Raw genomic sequence first — 19141 nt, forward strand, 5'->3', positions numbered from 1 at the left:
GGCGACCCGGCAGCGTGGTCACCAGCCCTGGGCACTCTGCGGATGCTCGAAGAAGAAGCGGAGCATCTCGCGCGATGCATCTGGGCCCCGCGGGTCGGTGTAGGATCCGGCGGCGCTGCCGCCCGACCAGGCATGGCCGCCACCATGGACCAGCCATTGCTCAAGGACCGGCTGGCCTGCAGCATCGGCATGGATGGTGCGACTGTAGGCGTGGCCATCCGGCACCTGCCCGCGCTGCACCTCCGTCCGTAGGCCGCCGGCCGCACCCGATTGGGCGATGACCTGGTCACCGTTGCGGGGATGGACGGTGCCGTCCTTGTCGGCATGGAACACGATGGTCGGGACGATACGCCGGGTTCTTCCAGCTGCTCCTGCGCGTCCGGGTTGCTGTGGCGCGGCAGCGCCCTGGCGCATGGCGGCAAAGGCCGAGGGGATGTCGCGCGCGGCACCGCAGGCCAGACCGGAATGCACCCCGGCCGCGGCGTACAGATCGGGGTACGCCTGCGCCATGATAGCGGCCGCCGCACCGCCGGCGGACAGCCCGGCGACGTAGACGCGCCTCGGGTCGACCGCGTGGTCGCGCATAATCTGGCGCGTGATACCGGCGATCAGCGCAGGTTCGCCCTGGTCGCGCCGCTGGTCACCCGGGCTGAACCAGTTCCAGCACTTCTGGGCGTTCGCCGATTGCGTCTGGCCCGGATAGACGACCAGGCAGGCGTGCTCCTCAGCGAGCGCGTTCATCCGCGTACCGGCCGCGAAGTCATCGGGCGACTGGGTGCAGCCGTGCAGCATGACGACCAGCGGCACCGCCTCGCCGCGATAGGTGCTCGGGATGTAGAGCTTGTAGCCGCGGGTGCCGGCGTCGCTGCTGAAGGACCCAGCCACGAACTGGGCGCCGTCCGGCAACGGCTCGGCCGTACGCGACATTGCACCCTGCGCCAACGCGCCCAGGCCCTGAGCCAAGCCACCCTGGTTTATCTGGTCGAGGAAGCCGCGCAGCCCTTCCGGCATCTGCATCGTGGCCGTGCCCAGGCCAGCGGCCGGCCAACGGCCGGTAGCTGCTGTTCGCGGCTCCGCGGCAGTTGGAGCCGGCGCGGGACCGGATGCCTCGCCCGTCTCGGGATCGACGTCGATGACGCGCGGCAGACGCCCAGCAGCCTGCCCTGCCGTATCCTGCCGCACGGTCGCCGCGGTGTCAGCCGGCGCCTCACCGCGGAACAGACGCTGCAGCAGCGCGGAGGCTTCGGTCAGTTTACCTTCGCGGGTGAGACGGGTCGCCTCGAGCATGTGGTTCGGGAGGATCGCGTTCATATCTGGTGCTTTCAATGCGTGGACACAGGCCAGCCGTCCTCACGAGGAGGCTCGCTCTGCATCCCGTCGTGGAATGCCAAGGGTGGAAACGAAGGGTCACCGTCCCGATGCGGGTCGGCAGCCACCCGGTCAGCGGGTGCGGTCGGCGAGGGCGGCCTTCACTGCGGCGCTGGCCTGCAGCGCCCCCAGGACGGAGATCGAGGCGATCGTCGCTTGAGCAAGCTCGGGTGTGACATCGGCCGCGATGCTGGCAAGGCCGAGCACCCGAATGTCGAGACGCTGGCCTGCTGCACGGGCCGCTTCGAGATCCGCACGGCTGAAGTGCCGCAGCCCGAGATCCAGGCTCTTTCGGGCGACGGATTGTTTAGTCGCGTCCGCATGGCGTTCGATCTGGTTGCGGATTGCTGTGCGGATGAAGTCAGTCCGGTTCGAGTAGAAGCCGTCCTGCACCAGCAGATCGATGTGGCCGAGATCGACATAGCCGAGGTTGATCGTGATCTTTTCGGTGTCGCTGCTGGCTTTGGGCCGCAGTTCGTGCACGTTGACCGCCATCCCATAAACATCCTATCACCATCTGACTGGATGGTAAGTGGACCCTCCATGGCTGGTTTCAAGCACCTCCGATGACGCTGGTTGGCTTTGCCGCCTGGAGATACCGAAAGCGCCTGCCCGGCGCAGGCGACCTGATAAATGCGGATTTACGCGGCGACGGCGCAGAACGATCGCGAGCTGATCAGCGAGCGGACGCGGGCTGCGCTGGTGGCCGCCAAAGCGAGCGGCGTCACAGAAGCCCAAGCAGGCTGCCGGCGCGCAGCCGCGCAGCGAGCTGAGGAGCCGGGCGCTCGCGACGGAATGATCGCTCCGTCGTTAGCCGTCGCAGGAGCAACGCGTTGCGCGAAGGGCATGCGCCCTGCGAGATCGGGTATAGGACCTTGCCCTGATGTGGCGGCGTGTGGGACGAGTTCGACAGCAAACTGCCCAAGCATCCCGGCGCGCTGGTCGCGATGATCGCGGCGCTGGGTGGGGACCTGGCCGGGGAGCACACGGCGCGTCGCATGGCGGAACTCGGCTTGCAGGCCAAGAGGCTGCAGGCGCAGCGGCTGCGACTGCAGATCGTGTACCTGCGTCAGGAGAGGTTCGGAACTAGTGGCGCAGCGAGAGTCCGATGGGGGTCGGACCCCGGCTGCAGTAGTGGTCCGAGGATCTCCGCGCGCCTGCGAGTGTCGATGAGATGCGCCGGCTCGTATCCCGCCCCTGTCAGTTCAGCGGGCCGGCTTCTGGATGTTCCAGATCACGGGGAAGCCGAAGTCGATGACGCCGCGCAACTCCGACCGCCAGACCGCGGGGCTCCGGAACTGGCCGGCAATCGGAAAGGTCGCGGCCTCGAAGGCCAGCTTCTGCAGCTGTCCCGCGAGCTCGCGGCGCTTCGCGGGATCGCTCTCAGCCTCGAAGGCTTCGATCACCGGCGTCATCGGCGCGTCGCAATAGCCCCAGGGCTGGTTGTCCGTGCAGTTGAAGCCGACGCCCATGTTGGACAGCGGGTTCGCCAGGTCGAAGCCGGTGTAGACGACCGGGACGATGTTCCAGCCGCCCTGGTCCAGCGGCTGCTTCTGCACCCAGCGCTGCGCATGCGTCGCCCAGTCCGCGGCCTGCACATCCACGTTGAAGCCGGCGCGCTTCATGCGATCGATCAGCACCAGGCCGAAGGGGTTCAGCAGCGGGCTGTCCGCGGGCAGCAGCAGCACGACGCGCTCGTTGTTGTAGCCGGCCTGGCGCAGCAGCTCTCGCGCGCGATCGAGGCTCGGTCGCGCGATGAGGTCGGAGCCGTTCGTGCTGCTGTAGGCCGCGCCGCACATGAAGAGAGACGTGCAGTCGGGCTGGCCGAGGCCGGGTCCGAAGCCAACGCCGCCCAGGATCTCCTCGCGGTCCAGCACCTGCTGCACGGCGCGGCGCACCAGCACGTTGTCGAAGGGCGGGAAGTAGTGGTTGAGGCTCGCGGCATACATCAGCTCGGCCTGGCCGCCCGCGGCCGCGATCGTCATGGCGCGGTTGCTGCGCAGGCGCGGCAGGTAGTCCACCGGCGCGTATTCCAGGTAGTCCACTTCGCCGGTCTGCAGCGCGGCGACGCGCAGGCCGGGATCGGACATGGTCAGCATCTCCACGCGCTCGACCTTCGCGATCTTGCCACCGGCCAGCCCGTCCGCGGGCTCGTCGCGCGGGACGTAGCGCGGGTTGCGGCGGAAATGCGCGCGCTCGCCGGGCACCCAGCCCTCGCGCTCGAAGATGAAGGGACCGGAGCCCACGATCTCCCGCACTTGCTGCGCGGGCGGCGTGCCGTTCGCGATGCGGGCGGGCATGATGAAGGGGACGTGCACGCTCGGCTTGCCCAGCGCTTCGAGCACGCCGCCGAAGGGCCGCGCGAGCTTCAGCACGAAGGTCCGCTCGTCGGTGGCCGACAGGTCCGCGGTCGCCGCCATGAGGCGCCGGCCGATCGAGTCCCGCCCGCCCCAGCGCTTCAGCGAGGCGACGGCGTCCTCTGCCGTCACCTTGGTCCCATCGTGGAACTCCAGGCCCGGTCGCAGCACGAAGGTCCAGGTCAGGCGGTCCGCGCTGATCTCCCAGCCCTGCAGCATCTGCGGGCGGTACTCGCCCTTGCCATCCATCGAGACCAGCGTGTCGAAGGCAAGATAGGCGAAGTTGCGAGTGACGAAGGACGGGCTGGAGATCGGGTCGAGGTTCTGCAGCCCGACATTCACCACGAAGCGCAGCGGCTGCGCGCGAGACTGCGCGCGCGCGCTGCCCGCCGTCACCGCGGCGCCGATCCCGGCCAAGGCCGTCCGTCTCGTCAGCATCACTCTTCCTCCTCCCCGTCCTATGCTTTTTCCTGTGCCACCCAGGCCGCGGCAACCTCGGCGCAGGTGGCGAACCACACGCCGTCGAAGCCGCGGATGAAGTCGATCATCCCGCGCAGCAGCGCGATGCGGCTCGGCCGGCCGCTGAGCTGCGGGTGCATCACCAGGTGATAGAAGGCGCCCCAGCGGTGGATCTCGCTAAACTCGTCCTGCCAGATCTCGCGGATATGGCCGTTGGTCATGATCGGCCGCGGCGTCTTCACCGAGAACAGCGTGAAAGGTGCGTCGTCCAGACTCCAGTGATAGGGGAGCTCCACCAGCTGTCGCCCACCATCGGGATGCGGCAGGCGGTACGGGTTCACGTCTCCCATCATGGAGCTGTCGTATTCGAAGCCGTGCCTGTCGAGCAGCCGCACCAGCTCGTCCGTCGTCTCGCCGGCGGGCGATCGATAGCCCTTCGGCACGACGCCGAGCACACGCTTCAGCGCCTCGAGCCCGCGCTCCATCTCCTCGACGTCCTTGTCGGGGCGGTCGGGGTCGGGCCAGGCGTGGGAATAGCTGTGGTGTCCGATCTCATGGCCCTCGCGCAGGATCATCCCGGCGCGATCCGCGTGGTTCTCGACCGTCCAGCCCGGGATGAAGAAGGTGGCCTTCACGCCGGCCTCCTTCAGCGTCTGCAGGATCATCGGCACGCCGACCTTGGCGCCGTATGTGCCCTGGCTGAGGGTGCCGGGCCGCCGCGCGTTGGAGGGATCGCGCGACAGCCACAGCGTCTCCGCGTCGAAGTCGAACGTCAGCGCCACGGCGACCCGCGCACCGTCCGGCCATTTCACGCTCATGTCGATCATCAGTTCTCCTCCCGCGGCGGGTGGCGCGCAACGAGCCAGCCGCCATCAACCGCCATGACATGGCCGGTCACGAAGGATGCATCGGAAGAGGCCAGGAAGGCGATGGCCGCGGCGACCTCCTCCGGCTGGCCGGCGCGGCGCAGCGGCGTCGGCGCGAGCATGGTGCGGCGGTACCAGTCGCCTTCCAGCAGGCCGGCGGTCATCGGCGTCTCGATCAGGCCCGGCGCGACGGCGTTAACGCGGATGCCGGCGGGACCGAGTTCCGCCGCCAGCGTGCGCGTGAACTGCGCGACGCCAGCCTTCGCGACGGCGTAGCCGATCGTGCCGGGATGCCCGACCAGGCCATAGACCGAGGCGACGTTGACGACGGCGCCGCCCGGCCGCGGGAGGTGCGGGACCACCGCGCGCGTCACGCGCAGCACCGAGCCGAGGTTCACGTCGATCAGCCGCGCCAGCAGCGCATCGTCGGATTCCGACAGCGGCTTCGACCCGCCGATGCCGGCATTGTTCACCAGCACGTCGATGCGGCCGTGACGCTCCAGCGCCAGAGCCGCGATCCGCTCGCCCGCATCGGGTGCGGCGACGTCGACAATGAGCGCCGTCGCGCCGAGCGAGGCGGCGACGTCCTGCACAATCGGTTCGCGATCCGCGAGCAGAAGGGCGGCGCCTTCTTCGGCGAGCCGCCGTGCGACGCCGGCGCCGATCCCGCGCGCGGCACCGGTGACGATGGCCACGCGGCCGGCGAAGCGGGCGGCGTCAGGCAAGGCGGCCTCCATCGATCGGCAGCGCCGCGCCGTTGATGTAGGACGCGGCGTCGCTCAGCAGGAACAGCACGGCGCCCGTCACTTCGGACGGCGCGCCGAAGCGGCGCGAGGGGTTGCGCGCCTTGAACGTCGCTTCGACCGCGGCGGCCTCCTCGCCCAGCGCATCGAAGACGCCGCGCAGCATCGGCGTGTCGATCTGGCCGGGGCAGACGGTGTTGGCGCGGATTCCCTGCGCGGCGTGAGAGACCGCGACGCTGCGCGTCATCAGCACCACCGCGCCCTTGCTGGCGGAATAGGCGGGGAAGATGGCGTTGCCGGCGAGCCCCGCGCCGGAGGCGATGGTGACCACCGCGCCGCCGCCCGCGGCCTCCATGCGCGGCAGCGCGTGCTTCAGCGCGAGCCAGGTGCCCTTCACGTTGACCGCGAAGAGCCGGTCCCAATCGGTCTCCTCGACATCCGGCAGCGCGCGCGTCGGGCCGAGCATGCCGGCCGCGGTCACAAGCAGCCGCACCGGCCCCAGCCGGTCGAGCGCCTCCGCCGCGCGCGCCATGTCGGCGGCAACGGAGACGTCCCCCGCCACGGGCACCGCGCCGATCGCCGAAGCCGCGCCATCCAGCGCCGCCGCATCTCGGTCCATCAGCACGAGCCGCGCGCCTTCCGCAGCCAGGGCCATGGCCACGTCACGGCCTAGGCCCGAGGCGGCGCCGGTGACCAGGCCGACCCGGCCGTCAAAGCGGCCGCTCATGGCCGTGCCCCCGCACGGCCCTGCAGCAGCTTCAGCGCGGCGACCCCGCGGGGCGGCGCCGGATCGTCGGCGAAGCGCAGCTCGGCCAGCAGGAAATCCGTTGTGCTCTGGATCTCGTCGCGGATCGCCGCGGCCGCGGCCGCGCCGTCGCCACGCGACAGCGCCGCGACCGCGGCCTTATGGCGCGTGAAGGGCGCACGCCAGCGCAGCAGTTCAGCGCGCGCGAACCAGTACATCGGGCCGCGGCGCAGCCAGAGCGATTCGATGAAGCTCAGCAGCATCGGCGACCTCGCGGCGCCGTAGATCTCAAACATGAAGTGCTGGTTCTCCGTCAGCACCGCCGCCATGTCGCCGCGGTCGCGTGCGGCATCGAGCTTCGCGATCCGCCGCTCCAGCCGCGCGAGTGCGGTCTTGCCGAGATGCGCGGCCGCCAGGCTCGTCGCCAGCGGCTCGAGCTGCAGGCGGATGGCGCGGAGCTCCAGGAAGGCCGCGCGGCTCAGCAGCGGCACCACCGCCGTGCCGGAGGGCGTGACGTCCAGCACCTGCTCCGCCACCAGCCGCTGCAGCGCCGCGCGTGCCGGCATCGGGCTGGTGCCGAGGGCCGCGGCGACCTTGCGGATGGAGAGCCTGTCGCCCGGCACGAAGCTGCCGCCCATCAGCGCGTGGCGTATGGCGTCGTAGGCCTGCTGTTCCAGCGAAGCGTCCCCGGCAGCGATTTTCGTGATTGCGGCCTGCGGCATTTTGTTATCACACTACGATCTGCGCGGTCGTGGCAAGCGTCTTCGCAAGGCATGAGGAGGAACGGGTCGGCATGGCCGAGGACATCTTCTACGTCGTCGAGCTCGCGCTGCCGCGGGAGCACCTGCCGGACTTCGTGACCTGGTATGCCGGCGTGCACGCGCCCCACCTGTTCCAGGGTGGCTTCACGACCTGCACCTCCTACCTCGCGGTCTCGGGCGGGCTGTCGGTAGTGGACATATACCAGGCCAAGGACTGGAGCCTGTTCCATTCCGCGCCCTTCGCGCGCTACCGCGCCCTGGCCTCCGCCGATCCCTACCGGCCCGCCATCCTCGCCGAGGTCACGAACCCGCGCACGGTCTATCACCACCACGCAGGCTCGCCCCTGCCGTCGCGCGATCCGGCGGCGCCGTTCCATGCGGACTGGGTGCTAATGTGGCGCTTCCCTGGCGACGCCTCACTGGAGAAGCGGGTCGCGGCGTGGCTGGACGACGAGGGCGATGCCGCGCTGCGGCGTCTCGGCGCGCAGGGCGTGCGGCTGCTTCATCGCGGGAAGGACACGCCGACCGGCACGTCCTTCCGCCCGGCGCTGGCGGTCGTGACGGAATGGGACCGCCGCCCGGCGGAGGCGGCGGCGAACGCCGCGCTGCCGGACTGGATTCGCGCAGCGATCGGAGACGAGGAAGGCTTCGCGGGCCTCAGGCTCTATCCCTGGCCGGACGTGCCGGCCTCGCGCGCCGAGATGCTGAAGCTCACCGCGGGGGCCAGGAGCTGACGCGCGTGCCAAGCCTGCTCTTCTCGTCGATCCGGCTGCGCGGCCTGACGCTGCCGAACCGGATCGTGATCGCGCCGATGTGCCAGTTCAGCGCACGCGACGGCAATGCGACGGACTGGCACCTGATCCATCTCGGCCACCTCGCGCTCTCTGGCGCCGGCTTGCTGATGATCGAGGCGACGGCGGTCGAGCCGCGCGGCCGCATCAGCCGCGAATGCCTCGGCCTCTACAACGACGAGAACGAGGCCGCGCTGGCCCGCGTGCTGGCGGTGGCGCGCGAATACAGCCGCATGCCGATCGGCCTGCAGCTTGGCCATGCCGGGCGGAAAGGCTCCCTGCGCAACCCCGCCGACGGCAAGGGCCGCGGCCACGCGACGGAAGCCGAGGGCGGCTGGCAAGTGCTCGGCCCCTCCGCCATCCCCTTCGCGCCGGACTGGCCGACCCCGCGCGAGATGGACCGCCGCGACATGGACGAGGCGATCGCCGCCTTCGTTGCAACGACTCGGCGCTGCATCCGGCTCGACATCGACCTGCTCGAGATCCACGGCGCGCATGGCTATCTGCTCAGCAGCTTCCTCTCGCCCATCGCGAACCGGCGGCAGGACGCCTATGGCGGCAGCCCGTCGAACCGCATGCGCTTCCCGCTCGAGGTGTTCGAGGCGGTGCGCGCCGCCTGGCCCGAGGACCGACCGCTCGGCGTGCGCTTCAACGGCACGGACTGGGACGGTCGCGGCATAGGGACGGAGGAGGCCGCCGCCTTCGGCTGTGCGCTGGGCGCGCTGGGCTGCGACTTCGTGGACGTCTCGACCGGCGGCAACAGCTTCGCCTCTATCCCGAGCGGCCCGGGCTACCAGGTCCGCTTCGCGTCGAAGGTCAGGGAAGCCGGGGCGATGCCGACCATGGCTGTCGGCCTGATCCGCGAGCCCGCGCATGCCGAGGCGATCCTCGCCGCCGGCCAGGCCGACATGATCGCGATCGGGCGCGGCTTCCTGAACGACCCGCGCTGGCCCTGGCACGCGGCGGAGGCGCTTGGCGTCTCGATCGAGGTGCCCTTCCCGTATTCCCGCGCCGCAACGCGCGCCGACGTCCCGTCCTACGGCCGGTGAGGAGCAGCATGGATTTCGCCGCCCGAAAGAGCCTCGACCTCGCGACCCGTTTGCGGATGCTTGAGGATGCGGAGGAAATCCGCTGGATGAAGGCGTATTACGCGCAGGTCTGCGACGACAAGTTCACGAGCGACCACAGGCCGAAGCCGCAGGAGGAGATCGACGCGGCAATGCGCCCGATGGTGGACCGCGTCTTCGCCGACGACGCGGTCTGGGACGGATCGCCGAACGGCGCCGCCCCGATCGTCGGGCGGGAGGCGATCTTCCAGCGCCTGCGCCTCAGCGCCTGGACCTTCGCCATGCACTACTACGTCAACCCGCTGATCGACATCGACGGCGACCGCGCCCATGCGCGCTGGATGCTGTGGGAGCCCTGCACCGCGGCGGCGGCGAACCAGGCGCTCTGGATGTCCGCGATCACGCATGAGAATTATGTCCGCACGCCCGAGGGCTGGCGGCTGAAGCACTACAGCGTGGACTACAAGTTCCTGACCCCCTTCGACCGGCCCTGGACGGACCGGTCGGCCTCTTCCCTCTGACGCAGGAAATCTGGCCATGAAGCGTCGCACCCTGATCGCCGGCGTCTCCGCCGCAGTTGCCGCGCCCCGCTTCGCCGGCGCGCAGCGCAGCCGCGTGCTGCGCTTCATCCCGCAGAACGACCTGAACATCCTCGACCCCGTCTTCACCACGGTCTACGCGACGCGCACCCATGGGCTGATGGTGTTCGACACGCTGTACGGCACCGACGGCAGCTTCCGCGCCTCGCCGCAGATGGTCGAAGGGCATGTCGTCGAGAACGACGGGCTGACCTGGCGCCTGACGCTGCGCGACGGGCTGAGGTGGCACGACGGGGAACGGGTGCTGGCGCGGGACTGCGTCGCCAGCATCCGCCGCTGGGCGCAGCGCGATCCCTTCGGCCAGGCACTGATGGCCGCAACCGCGGAACTCATCGCCGGCGACGACAGGACCATTGCCTTCCGCCTGAACCGCCGCTTCCCGCTGCTGCCGGATGCGCTGGGCAAGCTGCCGACCCTTCTGCCCGTGATGATGCCCGAACGCCTGGCGCGCACAGACGCCTTCACCCAGGTGACGGAGATGGTGGGCAGCGGTCCGTTCAAGTTCCTGGCGAACGAGCGGATCTCCGGTGCCCGCAACGCCTATGCCCGCAACGAGGACTACATCCCGCGTTCCGGCGGCCGCCCGGAATGGACGGCGGGGCCGAAGGTCGTGCACCTCGATCGCGTGGAATGGACCACGATCAACGACCCCGCGACCTGCGCCGCGGCGATGCAGAGCGGCGAGCAGGATTGGTGGGAATACGTCGCCAACGATCTGGTGCCGGTGCTGCGCCGCGCGCGGAACGTGCGGGTGGAGATGCAGGAATCCACAGGGATCCTCAACGTCTTCCGCCTGAACCACGTCCAGCCGCCCTTCAACAACCCCGCGATCCGGCGGGCGCTGCTGGGCGCGATGAAGCAGGAAGACTTCGTCATTCCCGTCGCGGGATCCGATCCCTCGATGTGGCGCGTGCCGACGGGATTCTTCACGCCGAACACGCCGATGGCCAACGATGCGGGGATGGAGGTGCTGACCGGCCCGCGCGACTACGACAAGGTCAAGCGCGACCTGGCCGCGGCCGGCTATCGCGGCGAGAAGGTGGTAATGCTGATCGCGACCGACCCGGCCTTCGTGAAGTCGCTCGGCGATGTCGGCGCCGACATGCTGCGCAAGGCCGGCATGAACGTGGACGCACAGTACATGGATTTCGGCACCTACCTGAACCGGCGTGCCAGCAAGGAACCAGTCGAACGCGGCGGCTGGAGTGCGGCGATGACGGCGCTGTCCGGCCTCGATATGGCGACGCCGGCGGTGCAGGCGATCCTGCGCGCCAACGGGCCGAACGCGATGTTCGGCTGGCCGGAACTGCCGCGGCTGGAAGCCTTGCGGGACGAGTGGTTCGCCGCCGAGGACCTCGCGGCCCAGCAGCGCATCGCGCGGCAGATCCAACTGCAGGCCTTCGAGGAAGTGCCCTACATCCCCGCGGGCCAGTTCTTCCAGGTAACCGCCTACAACCGTCGCATCCGGGACGTTGTGCCTGGCTACTCTGTGTTCTGGAACTTGCAGAAGGATGGCTAGCGACGACGACCAAAGCGGCGGCGCTGTTAGCGCCCGCCCTGCCGCAGACATCTGCAATCGACTTCTCAAAGATGACGACCAACCAGCTCGAGACGATCTATGAAGCGATCCTCTTGCTCGAGGGCAATGAGAAGGCGCCTCCGCCGCTGATGCCACCTGGCGACCCCGAGGAGGAGCAGAGTCAGCACTGACCCGGCGTCGAGCCGGCGGTGAGGTCCCGATTGCGCGACAGCTAGACTGCAAAGCCTGGCTCCAGCACGGGCCCGCGGAACTGAGACAGGTCAAGTGTTGAGCGCACACCCACCCCAGCCCGATCCGTCGCCAGCCAGCGATCCGCGGCCTCGTGTCCCAGCTCGCGCATCGAATGCAAGAAAGCCCAACTTGCATCCTGGTGGCTGCCAGTCTTCAAAGCCCGGAACTCCTGCTCTGCGCCGATCACGTGGAGACGTGCATCACGCAGCCGCGCGAGGACGCCCCACGCCTCCGAGTGGTCCTCCAGGACGCGCTGCGCTAGTGCGAGCGAACGCAGTTCCTGCCGCAGCGCCGCGCCGAAGGTCATTTCCTCCGTCCGCTCGAGGATTGCGGTGGCGCCGATCGGCACGCCGGGCCGCGCGACAGGTGTCGTGCGCACCAGCAGGATGTCGGGCGGGGCGCCAGCTTCGATCAGCGGCCGCAACGGCGGGTTGCTCGCGAAGCCGCCGTCCCAGTAGGGCTCGCCGTCGATTTCCACCGCCGGGAACAGCTGCGGCAAGCAAGCGGAGGCCAGCAGCACCTCGGGTGTCACCTCCTCGCCCTGGAACAGCCGCGCTTCGCCCGTGCTGACGCGCGTCGCGGAGACCACAAGCCGCGGCGCGCCTTCGAGCCGAAGAGCTGCTGGATCGAACAGCCCATCGAGCACCGTGCGAAGCGGGTTAAGCCCAAGCGGGTTCACCTCGCGTTGGGTGAGGCGCCGCGTGGTCTGCCGCAGGGCATCCGCCATGGGCGAGACCATGTAGCCGAACGGTGAGAGCCACGCCGTCGGCAAGTCAGGCGAGCCAGAGATGACGGCCACGCGGCGCCAGAAGATCTCCAGCAGGCGTTTCGCCTCGGCCGGGCCCCCGATCGCGAGACCCTGGACCAGCATGGCAGCGTTCATTGCCCCAGCGCTCGCCCCGCTGACGACCTCGAAGCGCAGGTCGGGCGTGTCGAGCAAGCGGTCCAACACCCCCCAGCCGAAGGCGCCGAGCGACCCTCCCCCTTGCAGGGCAAGCGTGATTGGTTGCGTGACCATGTCGTCGTATGCCGGGTCTAGCGGCACGGCGCTCAATGCTCGCTCGGCAGCGGCGGCACTCCGCCCTTACCGTTCGAGGCGAGGATCCTGACGGTCAGGCAGATCGCTGCGATGACAGCCAGAGCGGTCAAAAAAGAGAATGCTTGCATGAGAGGAACCTCCGCTGTTCCTCCCCAAGCGAGCTACAGACGCAATTGCTGCGTTGCGAAATCCAACTCTAAAAAAGCTTCCGGGATGCATGCGTCTGGATCTCGATTTATTTCAGGCTATTACAGACACGAGCCAGCACAGGTCGTCGGCACGGTGCCGGTGCGGGTGGTGGCCAGCGCGTATTCGGCGCTGATCAGCCCGCGCGTGGCGGCCTCGCGCAAAGGGAAGCAGGTGGACGCTGGCGGGCACCGATGGCGGGGGCGGGTCGGCTGTCTAGGCCGCGAACTCCGCTTCCGACACGGCACGAGCTCGCCGGTGACCGTGCTCTTGAGGGGACGGTTGCTCATCGCAGACCCGGCAATTCGAGGGGTGAAGGTGCCTAGGGCGCGCGGCATGCGCGCCGGCTGCAGGAGCAGGCTTTTCAGTATGCCGCGCGACGGATCGTCCTTCAGAAGCTGGTCCTCGCGGCTCTCCACGGTGAAGATCGGCTGGGGCGCATCGATGCGGCGATTGTCGAGTTTCTCCCGCAGTAGTCGCCGGCGCCCTTGATGGAGGCGGTGCAGGCGCCCCGCGGCGTCGGGCTGGCGACGGCGGCGCGGCTTGATAGGATGATGGAGCGAGGTTTGGCGGGCCCGGTCCGGCGATCCGCGACATCGCTGCGCGTCTGCCACTGATCAATGGTCTTCGGGTTGACGCCGTGGCTGCGGGCCAGGGCTCTCAGGCGACGACTTCGCCGCGACGTTGCTGATGCCCCTGGACGACTTCAGGAAACAGGTGGCGCCGCGCGACAGAGCGACCCGATACCGGAGCCTGGCAGTGGGAAGTGTTCCGATTTCGCTTACCCGGCTGCTTACCGCACGTTTGGATACGAGAACGCCCGCGCCGCGATAGCCTGCAAACGACGAAGATGGTTCCGAATTTTTGGTAGCGGCGGGCGGACTTGAACCGCCGACCCCGGCATTATGAGTGCCGTGCTCTAACCAGCTGAGCTACGCCGCCCCTTGGGGCTCGTCCAGGGGCCGGGGAAGTAAGCCGCGGGGCCGTACCTGTCAACGACCGCTCAGGCCGCCGCCCGCGCCGCCCGTCGGATGAAGCCGCCGGCGAGCACCCGCGGCCCGTCATACAGCACGCAGGCCTGGCCCGGGGCGACGACGTTCGGCTCGTCCAGCACCAGGCGCAGCAGGCCCGCCGCCGCGTTCCAATGCGCAGTCGCGTCCCGCGGCGGCTCGCGCCCGCGCAGCCTGGCCTGGACGCGGATCGGCACGGCGGGCGGCTCGGCGAGCCAGTTCACCTCGCCGGCGATGACCTCCTGGCCCGGCAGCGCCTCCCTCGGCGCGACCACGATGCGCCGGCGCGGCGCGTCAATCGCGGCGACATGCAGCCTCTCGCCGCCGCCGATCCCAAGGCCCCTGCCCTGTCCGACGGTGTAGCGCCCGATGCCGCGATGTGTGCCGAGAACGCGGCCTTCCAGGTCAACGATCTCGCCGGGCTCGGCGGTTTCGGGGCGAAGCTTCGCGACGGTCTCGGCGTAGTGGCCGGCGGGCACGAAGCAGATGTCCTGGCTGTCCGGCTTCTCCGCGACAGGCAGTCCGAGACGCGCGGCTGCCGCGCGCACGGTGGCCTTGTCCGGCATGTCGCCGAGCGGGAAGCGCACGCGACCGAGCTGCGCGCGCGTCGTCATCGCCAGGAAATAGGTCTGGTCGCGCGTGGGATCGGCGGCGCGGTGCAGCTCGGGCCCGTCCAGGCGGCGGGCGTAGTGGCCGGTCGCCAGCGCCTCGCAGCCGAGGTCGTCAGCCAGCGCCACCAGGTCCTGGAACTTCACGGTCTGGTTGCAGCGGACGCAGGGGATCGGCGTCTCGCCACGGGCATAGGTGTCGGCGAAATCCTCAATCACCGCGCTGCGGAAGCGTGCCTCGCGGTCCAGCACGTAGTGCGGGATGTCGAGGATGTCGGCGACCCGCCGCGCATCGTGGATGTCCTGCCCGGCGCAGCACGCGCCCTTCTTCTGCACGGCGGCGCCATGGTCATAGAGCTGCAGCGTCGCGCCGATCACCTCGTGCCCGGCTTCCTTCATCAGCCCGGCGACGACCGAGCTGTCCACGCCGCCCGACATCGCGACCAGCACGCGCATGGCTATCCGCCCGCCGCCGCGTCGAGGCCCTGCTGCCAGAAGCGGCTCTCGAGGCGCGTGGCTTCCGCGAAGGTCGCGGCGATGATGCGGAAGCGCGCCTCGCCGCCATGGCTGACGCCGAGCGCGTCGATCCGCCGCGCGGCGGCCTGCGCCATCGCCTGGTAGCCATCGGCGGCGTAGGTGTCGATCCAGGACTGGTAGGGGTTGCCGTCAACGCGACGGCGCGGATCGGCCATGATGCGCCGCGCGACTTCGGCATAGCCCACGGTGCAGGGCGCGAGCGCGACTTCGAGGTCCAGGATGTCGCCGGCCAAGCCACGGTCGATGACGTAGCGGGTGTAGCTGACGGTCTCGGCACTTTCGGGCGTCGCCAGCACCTCGGCCTGCGGGATGCCCCAGCCCTCGCAGTAGCGGAGATGCATGGTGGTCTCGGCCAGGATCGCGGCGATCGCCTCGGTCTTCTCGCGCATCGCCGCGATGCTCTCCGCCTTGAAGACGGCGAGCGCCTTGGCGCGCGCGAAATGGATCAGGAAGAGGTAGTCCTGGATGAGATAGCGACGGAAGGAAGCGAGCGGCAGCGTGCCGTCCGACAGGCCATGGACGAAGGGGTGCCAGGTGTAGGCCTCCCACTCAGCCGCACAGGCCGCGCGCATCCGGCGGTAGAGGCCGTCTTCGGCGCCGAAGGGGGGGAAATGCTCCAAAATCACTGCTGCGTTCCCCCACCCTTCTCCCTCCCCCGCCGCCGGGGGAGGGAGAAGGGTGTCACCCCAGCGCGTTCCGCGTGCCAGCGGGCAGCTTCACCACCAGCCCGTCCAGCGCATCGGTCATGATGATCTGGCAGCCCAGCCGCGACGTCTCCTGCAGGTCGAAGGCGAGGTCGAGCATGTCCTCTTCGTCCTCGGTCGCGGTCGCGAGCTTCCCGTACCACGACGCGTCCACCACGACATGACAGGTCGAGCAGGCGAGCGAGCCCTCGCAGGCACCCTCGATGTCCACGCCGTGCTTGTGCGCGATCTCCAGCACCGACAGGCCGAGCGGCGCGTCCACTTCCTTGCGCGTCCCATCGCGCTCGATGAAGGTCATCTTCGGCATGTCAGGCCCTATTCCGCGGCGTCGGCCGGGGTGCTTGTGGCGGCGATGGCGGCCCGCCAGGCAGCGCCGAGCGCCGCGGCCGCCAGGTCCACCTCGGCGGGGGAGGTAAAGCGACCGATCCCGATCCGCAAGGTGGCGCGCGCCCGGGCTTCCGGGATTCCAAGGGCCTTCAGCACGTGCGAGGGCTCGACCTCGGCCGAGGAACAGGCGGAGCCCGTGGAGACGCAGACCTCCGGCGCGCCTTCCATGAGCTGCTGGGCCGTCACCCCGCCCGGGAAAGCCAGCGATAGGTTGCCTGCCACGCGCCGTTCGAGATCCGCATTGACCTCGATCTCCGGCACCTCGGCCTGCAGCGCGGCGAGAAAGCGGTCGCGCTGCCCGGCGATCCGGCCGGCGTCGAGCACGGCTTCCTGCGCCGCGATCCGCGCGGCCTCGCCGAGGCCCACAATCAGGGGCGCCGGCAGCGTGCCGGAGCGCAGGCCCCTCTCCTGCCCGCCGCCCGAGAACAGAGGCACCAGGCGCACGCGCGGGCGCCGACGGACGTAGAGCGCGCCGATCCCCTTCGGCCCGTAGATCTTGTGGCCCGAGATCGAGACCAGGTCGGCCCGGACCGTGCCGACATCCAGCGCCATCCGCCCGCAGCCCTGCGCCGCGTCGGTGTGGAACAGCGCGCCATGTCGCTTCGCGATTGCGCCGATCGCGCCGAGGTCCTGGATGACGCCGATCTCGTTGTTCACCGCCATGACGGAGACGAGCAGCGTCGGCGCCTGCGCCAGCGTCGCTTCCAGCAGGTCGAGGTCGAGCAGGCCGGAGGGCAGGACGGGCAGCAGCACGGGCTCGAAGCCCTCGGCGGCGAGGTCCCTGACGCTTTCCAGGACGCATTTGTGCTCGGTTGCCAGCGTGACGACGCGGCGGCGGTCGGTGTCCTGGGACCGCGCGAAGCGCGCCGCGCCCTTAATGGCGATGTTGTTGGATTCCGTGGCGCCCGAGGTGAAGACAATCTCCGACGCCTCGGCGCCGATCAGCGCCGCGACATGGCCGCGCGCGGCCTCGACGGCTTCCTCGGCCTCGCGGCCCATGGCGTGCTCGACGGAGCCGGGATTGGCGAAGTTCCGCTCCCACCACGGCCGCATGGCGGCGAGCACGCGGGGGTCCACCGGCGTGGTCGCGTGGTTGTCGAGGTAGATCGGGCGGTTCGGCCGGCTCATCGCGGCCCTATGTGGAGCGGGACGGCCGCCTGGTGAAGTGCGTCAATAGTGGCTCAGCACCTCGTCCAGCGCACGCTGGATGCGCCGACGGGACTCCTCGTCAAGGGCGAAGGACGCGACGGGCGGGCCGATCAGGTTCGCCTTGCAGGCGCGCGCGCCCGACCAGTTCCACCGGCAGGCAGTGGTTGACCGCCTGCCTGGCGCTTCGGCTTTCCGTCACGGCCCATCGCGGCCGTCATGCGCATGCCTGCACATGATCTAGGACGCTGCCCCGCCGCGTGCCAGCTTCGCGCGCATCGCTCCCCAGGCCGCCACGAAGCGCTCCGCCGCATCCGCCGGCGTGTTCCAAGGCAGCGACACCCGGATCGCGCAGCCCGCGAGGTCGCCCAGCCCCATGGCCGTCAGCACATGGCTGCGCGCGACCTTACCCGAGGAACAGGCCGCCCCGGCCGACACCCGCACCCCCGCCAGGTCGAGCGAGATGACCTGCGTCTCCGCCGGCACGCCGGGCAGGACCAGCGACGTCGTGTTCGGCAGCCGCGGCGTCCCGGCGCCGGCGACCAGCGCGCCTTGCGCGACGCAGGCCGCCTCGATCGCGTCGCGGATCGGCGCCAGCCGCGTCGCCGCCTCCGGCAGGGCGGCGGAGGCGGCCGCCGCCATCCCCGCGATCGCCGGCAGGGGCTCGGTCCCGCCGCGCCGGCCGCGTTCCTGCCCGCCGCCCGCAATCAGCGGCGCCAGCGTCAGCCCCGGCCGCAACAGAAGCGCCCCCGCGCCCTTCGGCCCGCCCATCTTGTGACCCGACAGCGCCAGACTGTCGGCGTTGCCCAGCCCCAGCGGCACCCGCCCCGCCGCCTGCACCGCGTCCACATGCAGCAGCGCCCCCGCTTCGCGGCACAGCGCCGCGGCCTGTGCGATGGGGTGCAGCACCCCCGTCTCGTTGTTTGCTGCCATCAGGCAGACCAGGGCAGGCGGGCCATCCAGGGCACGCGCGAGCGCCGCGAGGTCGAGCGTCCCGTCAGCCAGCACCGGCAGCGCCTCCGCCCCCGGCGCGGCTGCCAGCACCGCAGGATGCTCGGTCGCGCCGACCAGGACGCGCCGGCCGGCCGCCAGCCCGCGTACTGCCAGCGCATTCGCCTCCGTCCCCCCGGCGGTGAAGACGACATCGCCGGCCGAGGCCCCGCAACACGCCGCAACCGCCTCCCGCGCGGCTTCCAGGACGCGCCGCGCCGCGCGGCCCGCGCCATGCACCGAGGACGGGTTGCCGGCCAGGTCCATGGCGCGCAGCGCCGCCTCCCGCGCCTCGGGGCGGAGCGGCTCGGTGGCGTTGGCGTCGAGATAGAGCTCCATCGCGCCCGGCTTAGGGCGCTACGGCGCGACCGTCACGCCCTTCGGCGGCGCGGCCCGGCCGGCGACCTGCCCGCCAATCACGTCGGCCAAGGTCAACCCCTCCAGGAACAGCCGGATCTGGTCGCCGAGCTCGGCCCAGAGCTCATGCGTCAGGCAGCGCTCCCCGGCCAGGCAGCCCGGGCCGCCCTCCTCGCATCGGGTCGCCTGGATGGGCTCGTCCACCGCCAGCACGATCTCGGAGACGGTGATCTCCTGCGGCGCCTTGGCCAGGCGGTAGCCCCCGCCGGGGCCCCGGGCCGAGGTCACCAGCCCCGCCCGCCGCAGCGGGCCGAAGAGCTGCTCGAGATAGGCGAGCGAAAGGTGCTGGGCCTGAGCGATCTCCGCCAGGCTGAGCTGACCGCGGCTTTCGGTGTCGCGGGCGGAGCCGCGGGTCGCCTCCTCCCGCGCCATCTCGCGCGCGGCCAGTTCGACCATGGCCATCACGGCGTAGCGGCCGCGGGTGGAAAGCCTCATGCCATTCGCCTTGTGGTTGTGGCTTCAGGCACCAAGGGTGAACGGACCGACACGCCGGCCAGTTGGCATGCCCTGGGCGGGCGGCTCAGATGCAGGAACATGGGGGCCGCACCATGAATCCGATATGAAACCGCACCTCGCATCCCCTATATTAG

Annotated in this window: 19 protein-coding genes and 1 tRNA gene; 4 read left to right on the forward strand and 16 right to left on the reverse strand. The window is 70.1% G+C overall.

Annotated elements, in window-relative coordinates:
* Positions 1 to 18: 18 nt before the first annotated feature.
* From ACLF3M_RS11925 to ACLF3M_RS11955, 7 genes are all read right to left on the reverse strand, one after another.
* Positions 19 to 1311 (reverse strand): extracellular catalytic domain type 1 short-chain-length polyhydroxyalkanoate depolymerase, encoded by a 1293-nt coding sequence (locus ACLF3M_RS11925; RefSeq protein WP_430657146.1) that lies wholly within the window; start codon positions 1309 to 1311, stop codon positions 19 to 21.
* Positions 1312 to 1440: 129 nt separating this feature from the next.
* On the reverse strand, positions 1441 to 1863 hold the full coding sequence (locus ACLF3M_RS11930) for a CopG family transcriptional regulator (protein ID WP_430657147.1): 423 nt from the start codon (positions 1861 to 1863) through the stop codon (positions 1441 to 1443).
* Positions 1864 to 2573: 710 nt separating this feature from the next.
* Complete coding sequence (locus ACLF3M_RS11935) at positions 2574 to 4163, reverse strand: ABC transporter substrate-binding protein (protein ID WP_430657148.1); 1590 nt, start codon at positions 4161 to 4163, stop codon at positions 2574 to 2576.
* A 20-nt stretch (positions 4164 to 4183) separates the two neighbouring features.
* A complete protein-coding gene (locus ACLF3M_RS11940; protein WP_430657149.1) occupies positions 4184 to 5011 on the reverse strand; it encodes a polysaccharide deacetylase family protein in 828 nt (275 codons plus the stop codon).
* Positions 5011 to 5775: an SDR family NAD(P)-dependent oxidoreductase gene (locus tag ACLF3M_RS11945; RefSeq protein WP_430657150.1), complete on the reverse strand. Its 765-nt coding sequence runs from the start codon at positions 5773 to 5775 to the stop codon at positions 5011 to 5013. The genes ACLF3M_RS11940 and ACLF3M_RS11945 overlap by 1 nt, the downstream gene beginning before the upstream one ends.
* Entirely contained in the window at positions 5768 to 6520 is a 753-nt protein-coding gene (locus ACLF3M_RS11950; RefSeq protein ID WP_430657151.1) for an SDR family NAD(P)-dependent oxidoreductase, read from the reverse strand. Before ACLF3M_RS11950 ends, ACLF3M_RS11945 begins: the two co-directional genes overlap by 8 nt.
* Entirely contained in the window at positions 6517 to 7260 is a 744-nt protein-coding gene (locus tag ACLF3M_RS11955; protein ID WP_430657152.1) for a GntR family transcriptional regulator, read from the reverse strand. Before ACLF3M_RS11955 ends, ACLF3M_RS11950 begins: the two co-directional genes overlap by 4 nt.
* A gap of 71 nt (positions 7261 to 7331) precedes the next feature.
* Here ACLF3M_RS11955 and ACLF3M_RS11960 point away from each other — a divergent pair, with 71 nt between their 5' ends.
* Genes ACLF3M_RS11960 through ACLF3M_RS11975 form a run of 4 tightly spaced genes read left to right on the forward strand, consistent with a single transcriptional unit; the run spans position 7332 to position 11275 of the window.
* Entirely contained in the window at positions 7332 to 8033 is a 702-nt protein-coding gene (locus tag ACLF3M_RS11960) for a hypothetical protein (protein ID WP_430657153.1), read from the forward strand.
* Between the two features lie 5 nt (positions 8034 to 8038).
* Positions 8039 to 9139, forward strand: a complete 1101-nt coding sequence (locus ACLF3M_RS11965; protein WP_430657154.1) for an NADH:flavin oxidoreductase/NADH oxidase — start codon at positions 8039 to 8041, stop codon at positions 9137 to 9139.
* An 8-nt stretch (positions 9140 to 9147) separates the two neighbouring features.
* Positions 9148 to 9678 carry a nuclear transport factor 2 family protein gene (locus ACLF3M_RS11970; RefSeq protein ID WP_430657155.1) on the forward strand — a complete coding sequence of 177 codons (531 nt, stop codon included), beginning with the start codon at positions 9148 to 9150 and terminating at the stop codon, positions 9676 to 9678.
* Positions 9679 to 9694: 16 nt separating this feature from the next.
* Complete coding sequence (locus ACLF3M_RS11975; RefSeq protein ID WP_430657156.1) at positions 9695 to 11275, forward strand: ABC transporter substrate-binding protein; 1581 nt, start codon at positions 9695 to 9697, stop codon at positions 11273 to 11275.
* A 232-nt stretch (positions 11276 to 11507) separates the two neighbouring features.
* Here ACLF3M_RS11975 and ACLF3M_RS11980 read toward each other — a convergent pair whose 3' ends face one another.
* The 9 genes from ACLF3M_RS11980 to ACLF3M_RS12020 form a co-directional block, all read right to left on the reverse strand.
* Positions 11508 to 12572, reverse strand: coding sequence for a patatin-like phospholipase family protein (locus tag ACLF3M_RS11980; RefSeq protein ID WP_430657217.1), 1065 nt, complete (start codon positions 12570 to 12572; stop codon positions 11508 to 11510).
* A 242-nt stretch (positions 12573 to 12814) separates the two neighbouring features.
* Positions 12815 to 13366 carry a hypothetical protein gene (locus ACLF3M_RS11985; protein WP_430657157.1) on the reverse strand — a complete coding sequence of 184 codons (552 nt, stop codon included), beginning with the start codon at positions 13364 to 13366 and terminating at the stop codon, positions 12815 to 12817.
* Positions 13367 to 13617: 251 nt separating this feature from the next.
* Positions 13618 to 13694: transfer RNA gene (locus ACLF3M_RS11990), tRNA-Met, on the reverse strand.
* A gap of 61 nt (positions 13695 to 13755) precedes the next feature.
* On the reverse strand, positions 13756 to 14826 hold the full coding sequence (gene mnmA, locus ACLF3M_RS11995) for a tRNA 2-thiouridine(34) synthase MnmA (protein WP_430657158.1): 1071 nt from the start codon (positions 14824 to 14826) through the stop codon (positions 13756 to 13758).
* A 2-nt stretch (positions 14827 to 14828) separates the two neighbouring features.
* Positions 14829 to 15527 carry a thiaminase II gene (tenA, locus tag ACLF3M_RS12000; protein WP_430657159.1) on the reverse strand — a complete coding sequence of 233 codons (699 nt, stop codon included), beginning with the start codon at positions 15525 to 15527 and terminating at the stop codon, positions 14829 to 14831.
* Positions 15528 to 15588: 61 nt separating this feature from the next.
* Complete coding sequence (locus ACLF3M_RS12005; protein WP_430657160.1) at positions 15589 to 15918, reverse strand: ferredoxin family 2Fe-2S iron-sulfur cluster binding protein; 330 nt, start codon at positions 15916 to 15918, stop codon at positions 15589 to 15591.
* 8 nt (positions 15919 to 15926) lie between these two features.
* Positions 15927 to 17126: a cysteine desulfurase family protein gene (locus tag ACLF3M_RS12010; RefSeq protein ID WP_430657161.1), complete on the reverse strand. Its 1200-nt coding sequence runs from the start codon at positions 17124 to 17126 to the stop codon at positions 15927 to 15929.
* A 258-nt stretch (positions 17127 to 17384) separates the two neighbouring features.
* Entirely contained in the window at positions 17385 to 18473 is a 1089-nt protein-coding gene (locus ACLF3M_RS12015; protein WP_430657162.1) for a cysteine desulfurase family protein, read from the reverse strand.
* Positions 18474 to 18491: 18 nt separating this feature from the next.
* Entirely contained in the window at positions 18492 to 18986 is a 495-nt protein-coding gene (locus tag ACLF3M_RS12020) for an Rrf2 family transcriptional regulator (RefSeq protein ID WP_430657163.1), read from the reverse strand.
* Between the last annotated feature and the right edge of the window lie 155 nt (positions 18987 to 19141).

Source organism: Falsiroseomonas sp. HW251 (assembly GCF_050563545.1).
Lineage (GTDB): Bacteria > Pseudomonadota > Alphaproteobacteria > Acetobacterales > Acetobacteraceae > Falsiroseomonas.

Excerpts from the sequence above, each read along its gene's own strand:
- ACLF3M_RS11975 (WP_430657156.1), top strand. The coding sequence starts at position 9,695 with ATGAAGCGTCGCACCCTGATCGCCGGCGTCTCCGCCGCAGTTGCCGCG.
- ACLF3M_RS12005 (WP_430657160.1), bottom strand. The coding sequence starts at position 15,918 with ATGCCGAAGATGACCTTCATCGAGCGCGATGGGACGCGCAAGGAAGTG.
- ACLF3M_RS11970 (WP_430657155.1), top strand. The coding sequence starts at position 9,148 with ATGGATTTCGCCGCCCGAAAGAGCCTCGACCTCGCGACCCGTTTGCGG.
- ACLF3M_RS12010 (WP_430657161.1), bottom strand. The coding sequence starts at position 17,126 with ATGAGCCGGCCGAACCGCCCGATCTACCTCGACAACCACGCGACCACG.
- ACLF3M_RS11930 (WP_430657147.1), bottom strand. The coding sequence starts at position 1,863 with ATGGCGGTCAACGTGCACGAACTGCGGCCCAAAGCCAGCAGCGACACC.
- ACLF3M_RS11940 (WP_430657149.1), bottom strand. The coding sequence starts at position 5,011 with ATGATCGACATGAGCGTGAAATGGCCGGACGGTGCGCGGGTCGCCGTG.
- ACLF3M_RS11960 (WP_430657153.1), top strand. The coding sequence starts at position 7,332 with ATGGCCGAGGACATCTTCTACGTCGTCGAGCTCGCGCTGCCGCGGGAG.
- ACLF3M_RS11950 (WP_430657151.1), bottom strand. The coding sequence starts at position 6,520 with ATGAGCGGCCGCTTTGACGGCCGGGTCGGCCTGGTCACCGGCGCCGCC.
- mnmA (WP_430657158.1), bottom strand. The coding sequence starts at position 14,826 with ATGCGCGTGCTGGTCGCGATGTCGGGCGGCGTGGACAGCTCGGTCGTC.
- ACLF3M_RS12020 (WP_430657163.1), bottom strand. The coding sequence starts at position 18,986 with ATGAGGCTTTCCACCCGCGGCCGCTACGCCGTGATGGCCATGGTCGAA.
- ACLF3M_RS11955 (WP_430657152.1), bottom strand. The coding sequence starts at position 7,260 with ATGCCGCAGGCCGCAATCACGAAAATCGCTGCCGGGGACGCTTCGCTG.
- ACLF3M_RS12015 (WP_430657162.1), bottom strand. The coding sequence starts at position 18,473 with ATGGAGCTCTATCTCGACGCCAACGCCACCGAGCCGCTCCGCCCCGAG.
- ACLF3M_RS11935 (WP_430657148.1), bottom strand. The coding sequence starts at position 4,163 with ATGCTGACGAGACGGACGGCCTTGGCCGGGATCGGCGCCGCGGTGACG.
- ACLF3M_RS11925 (WP_430657146.1), bottom strand. The coding sequence starts at position 1,311 with ATGAACGCGATCCTCCCGAACCACATGCTCGAGGCGACCCGTCTCACC.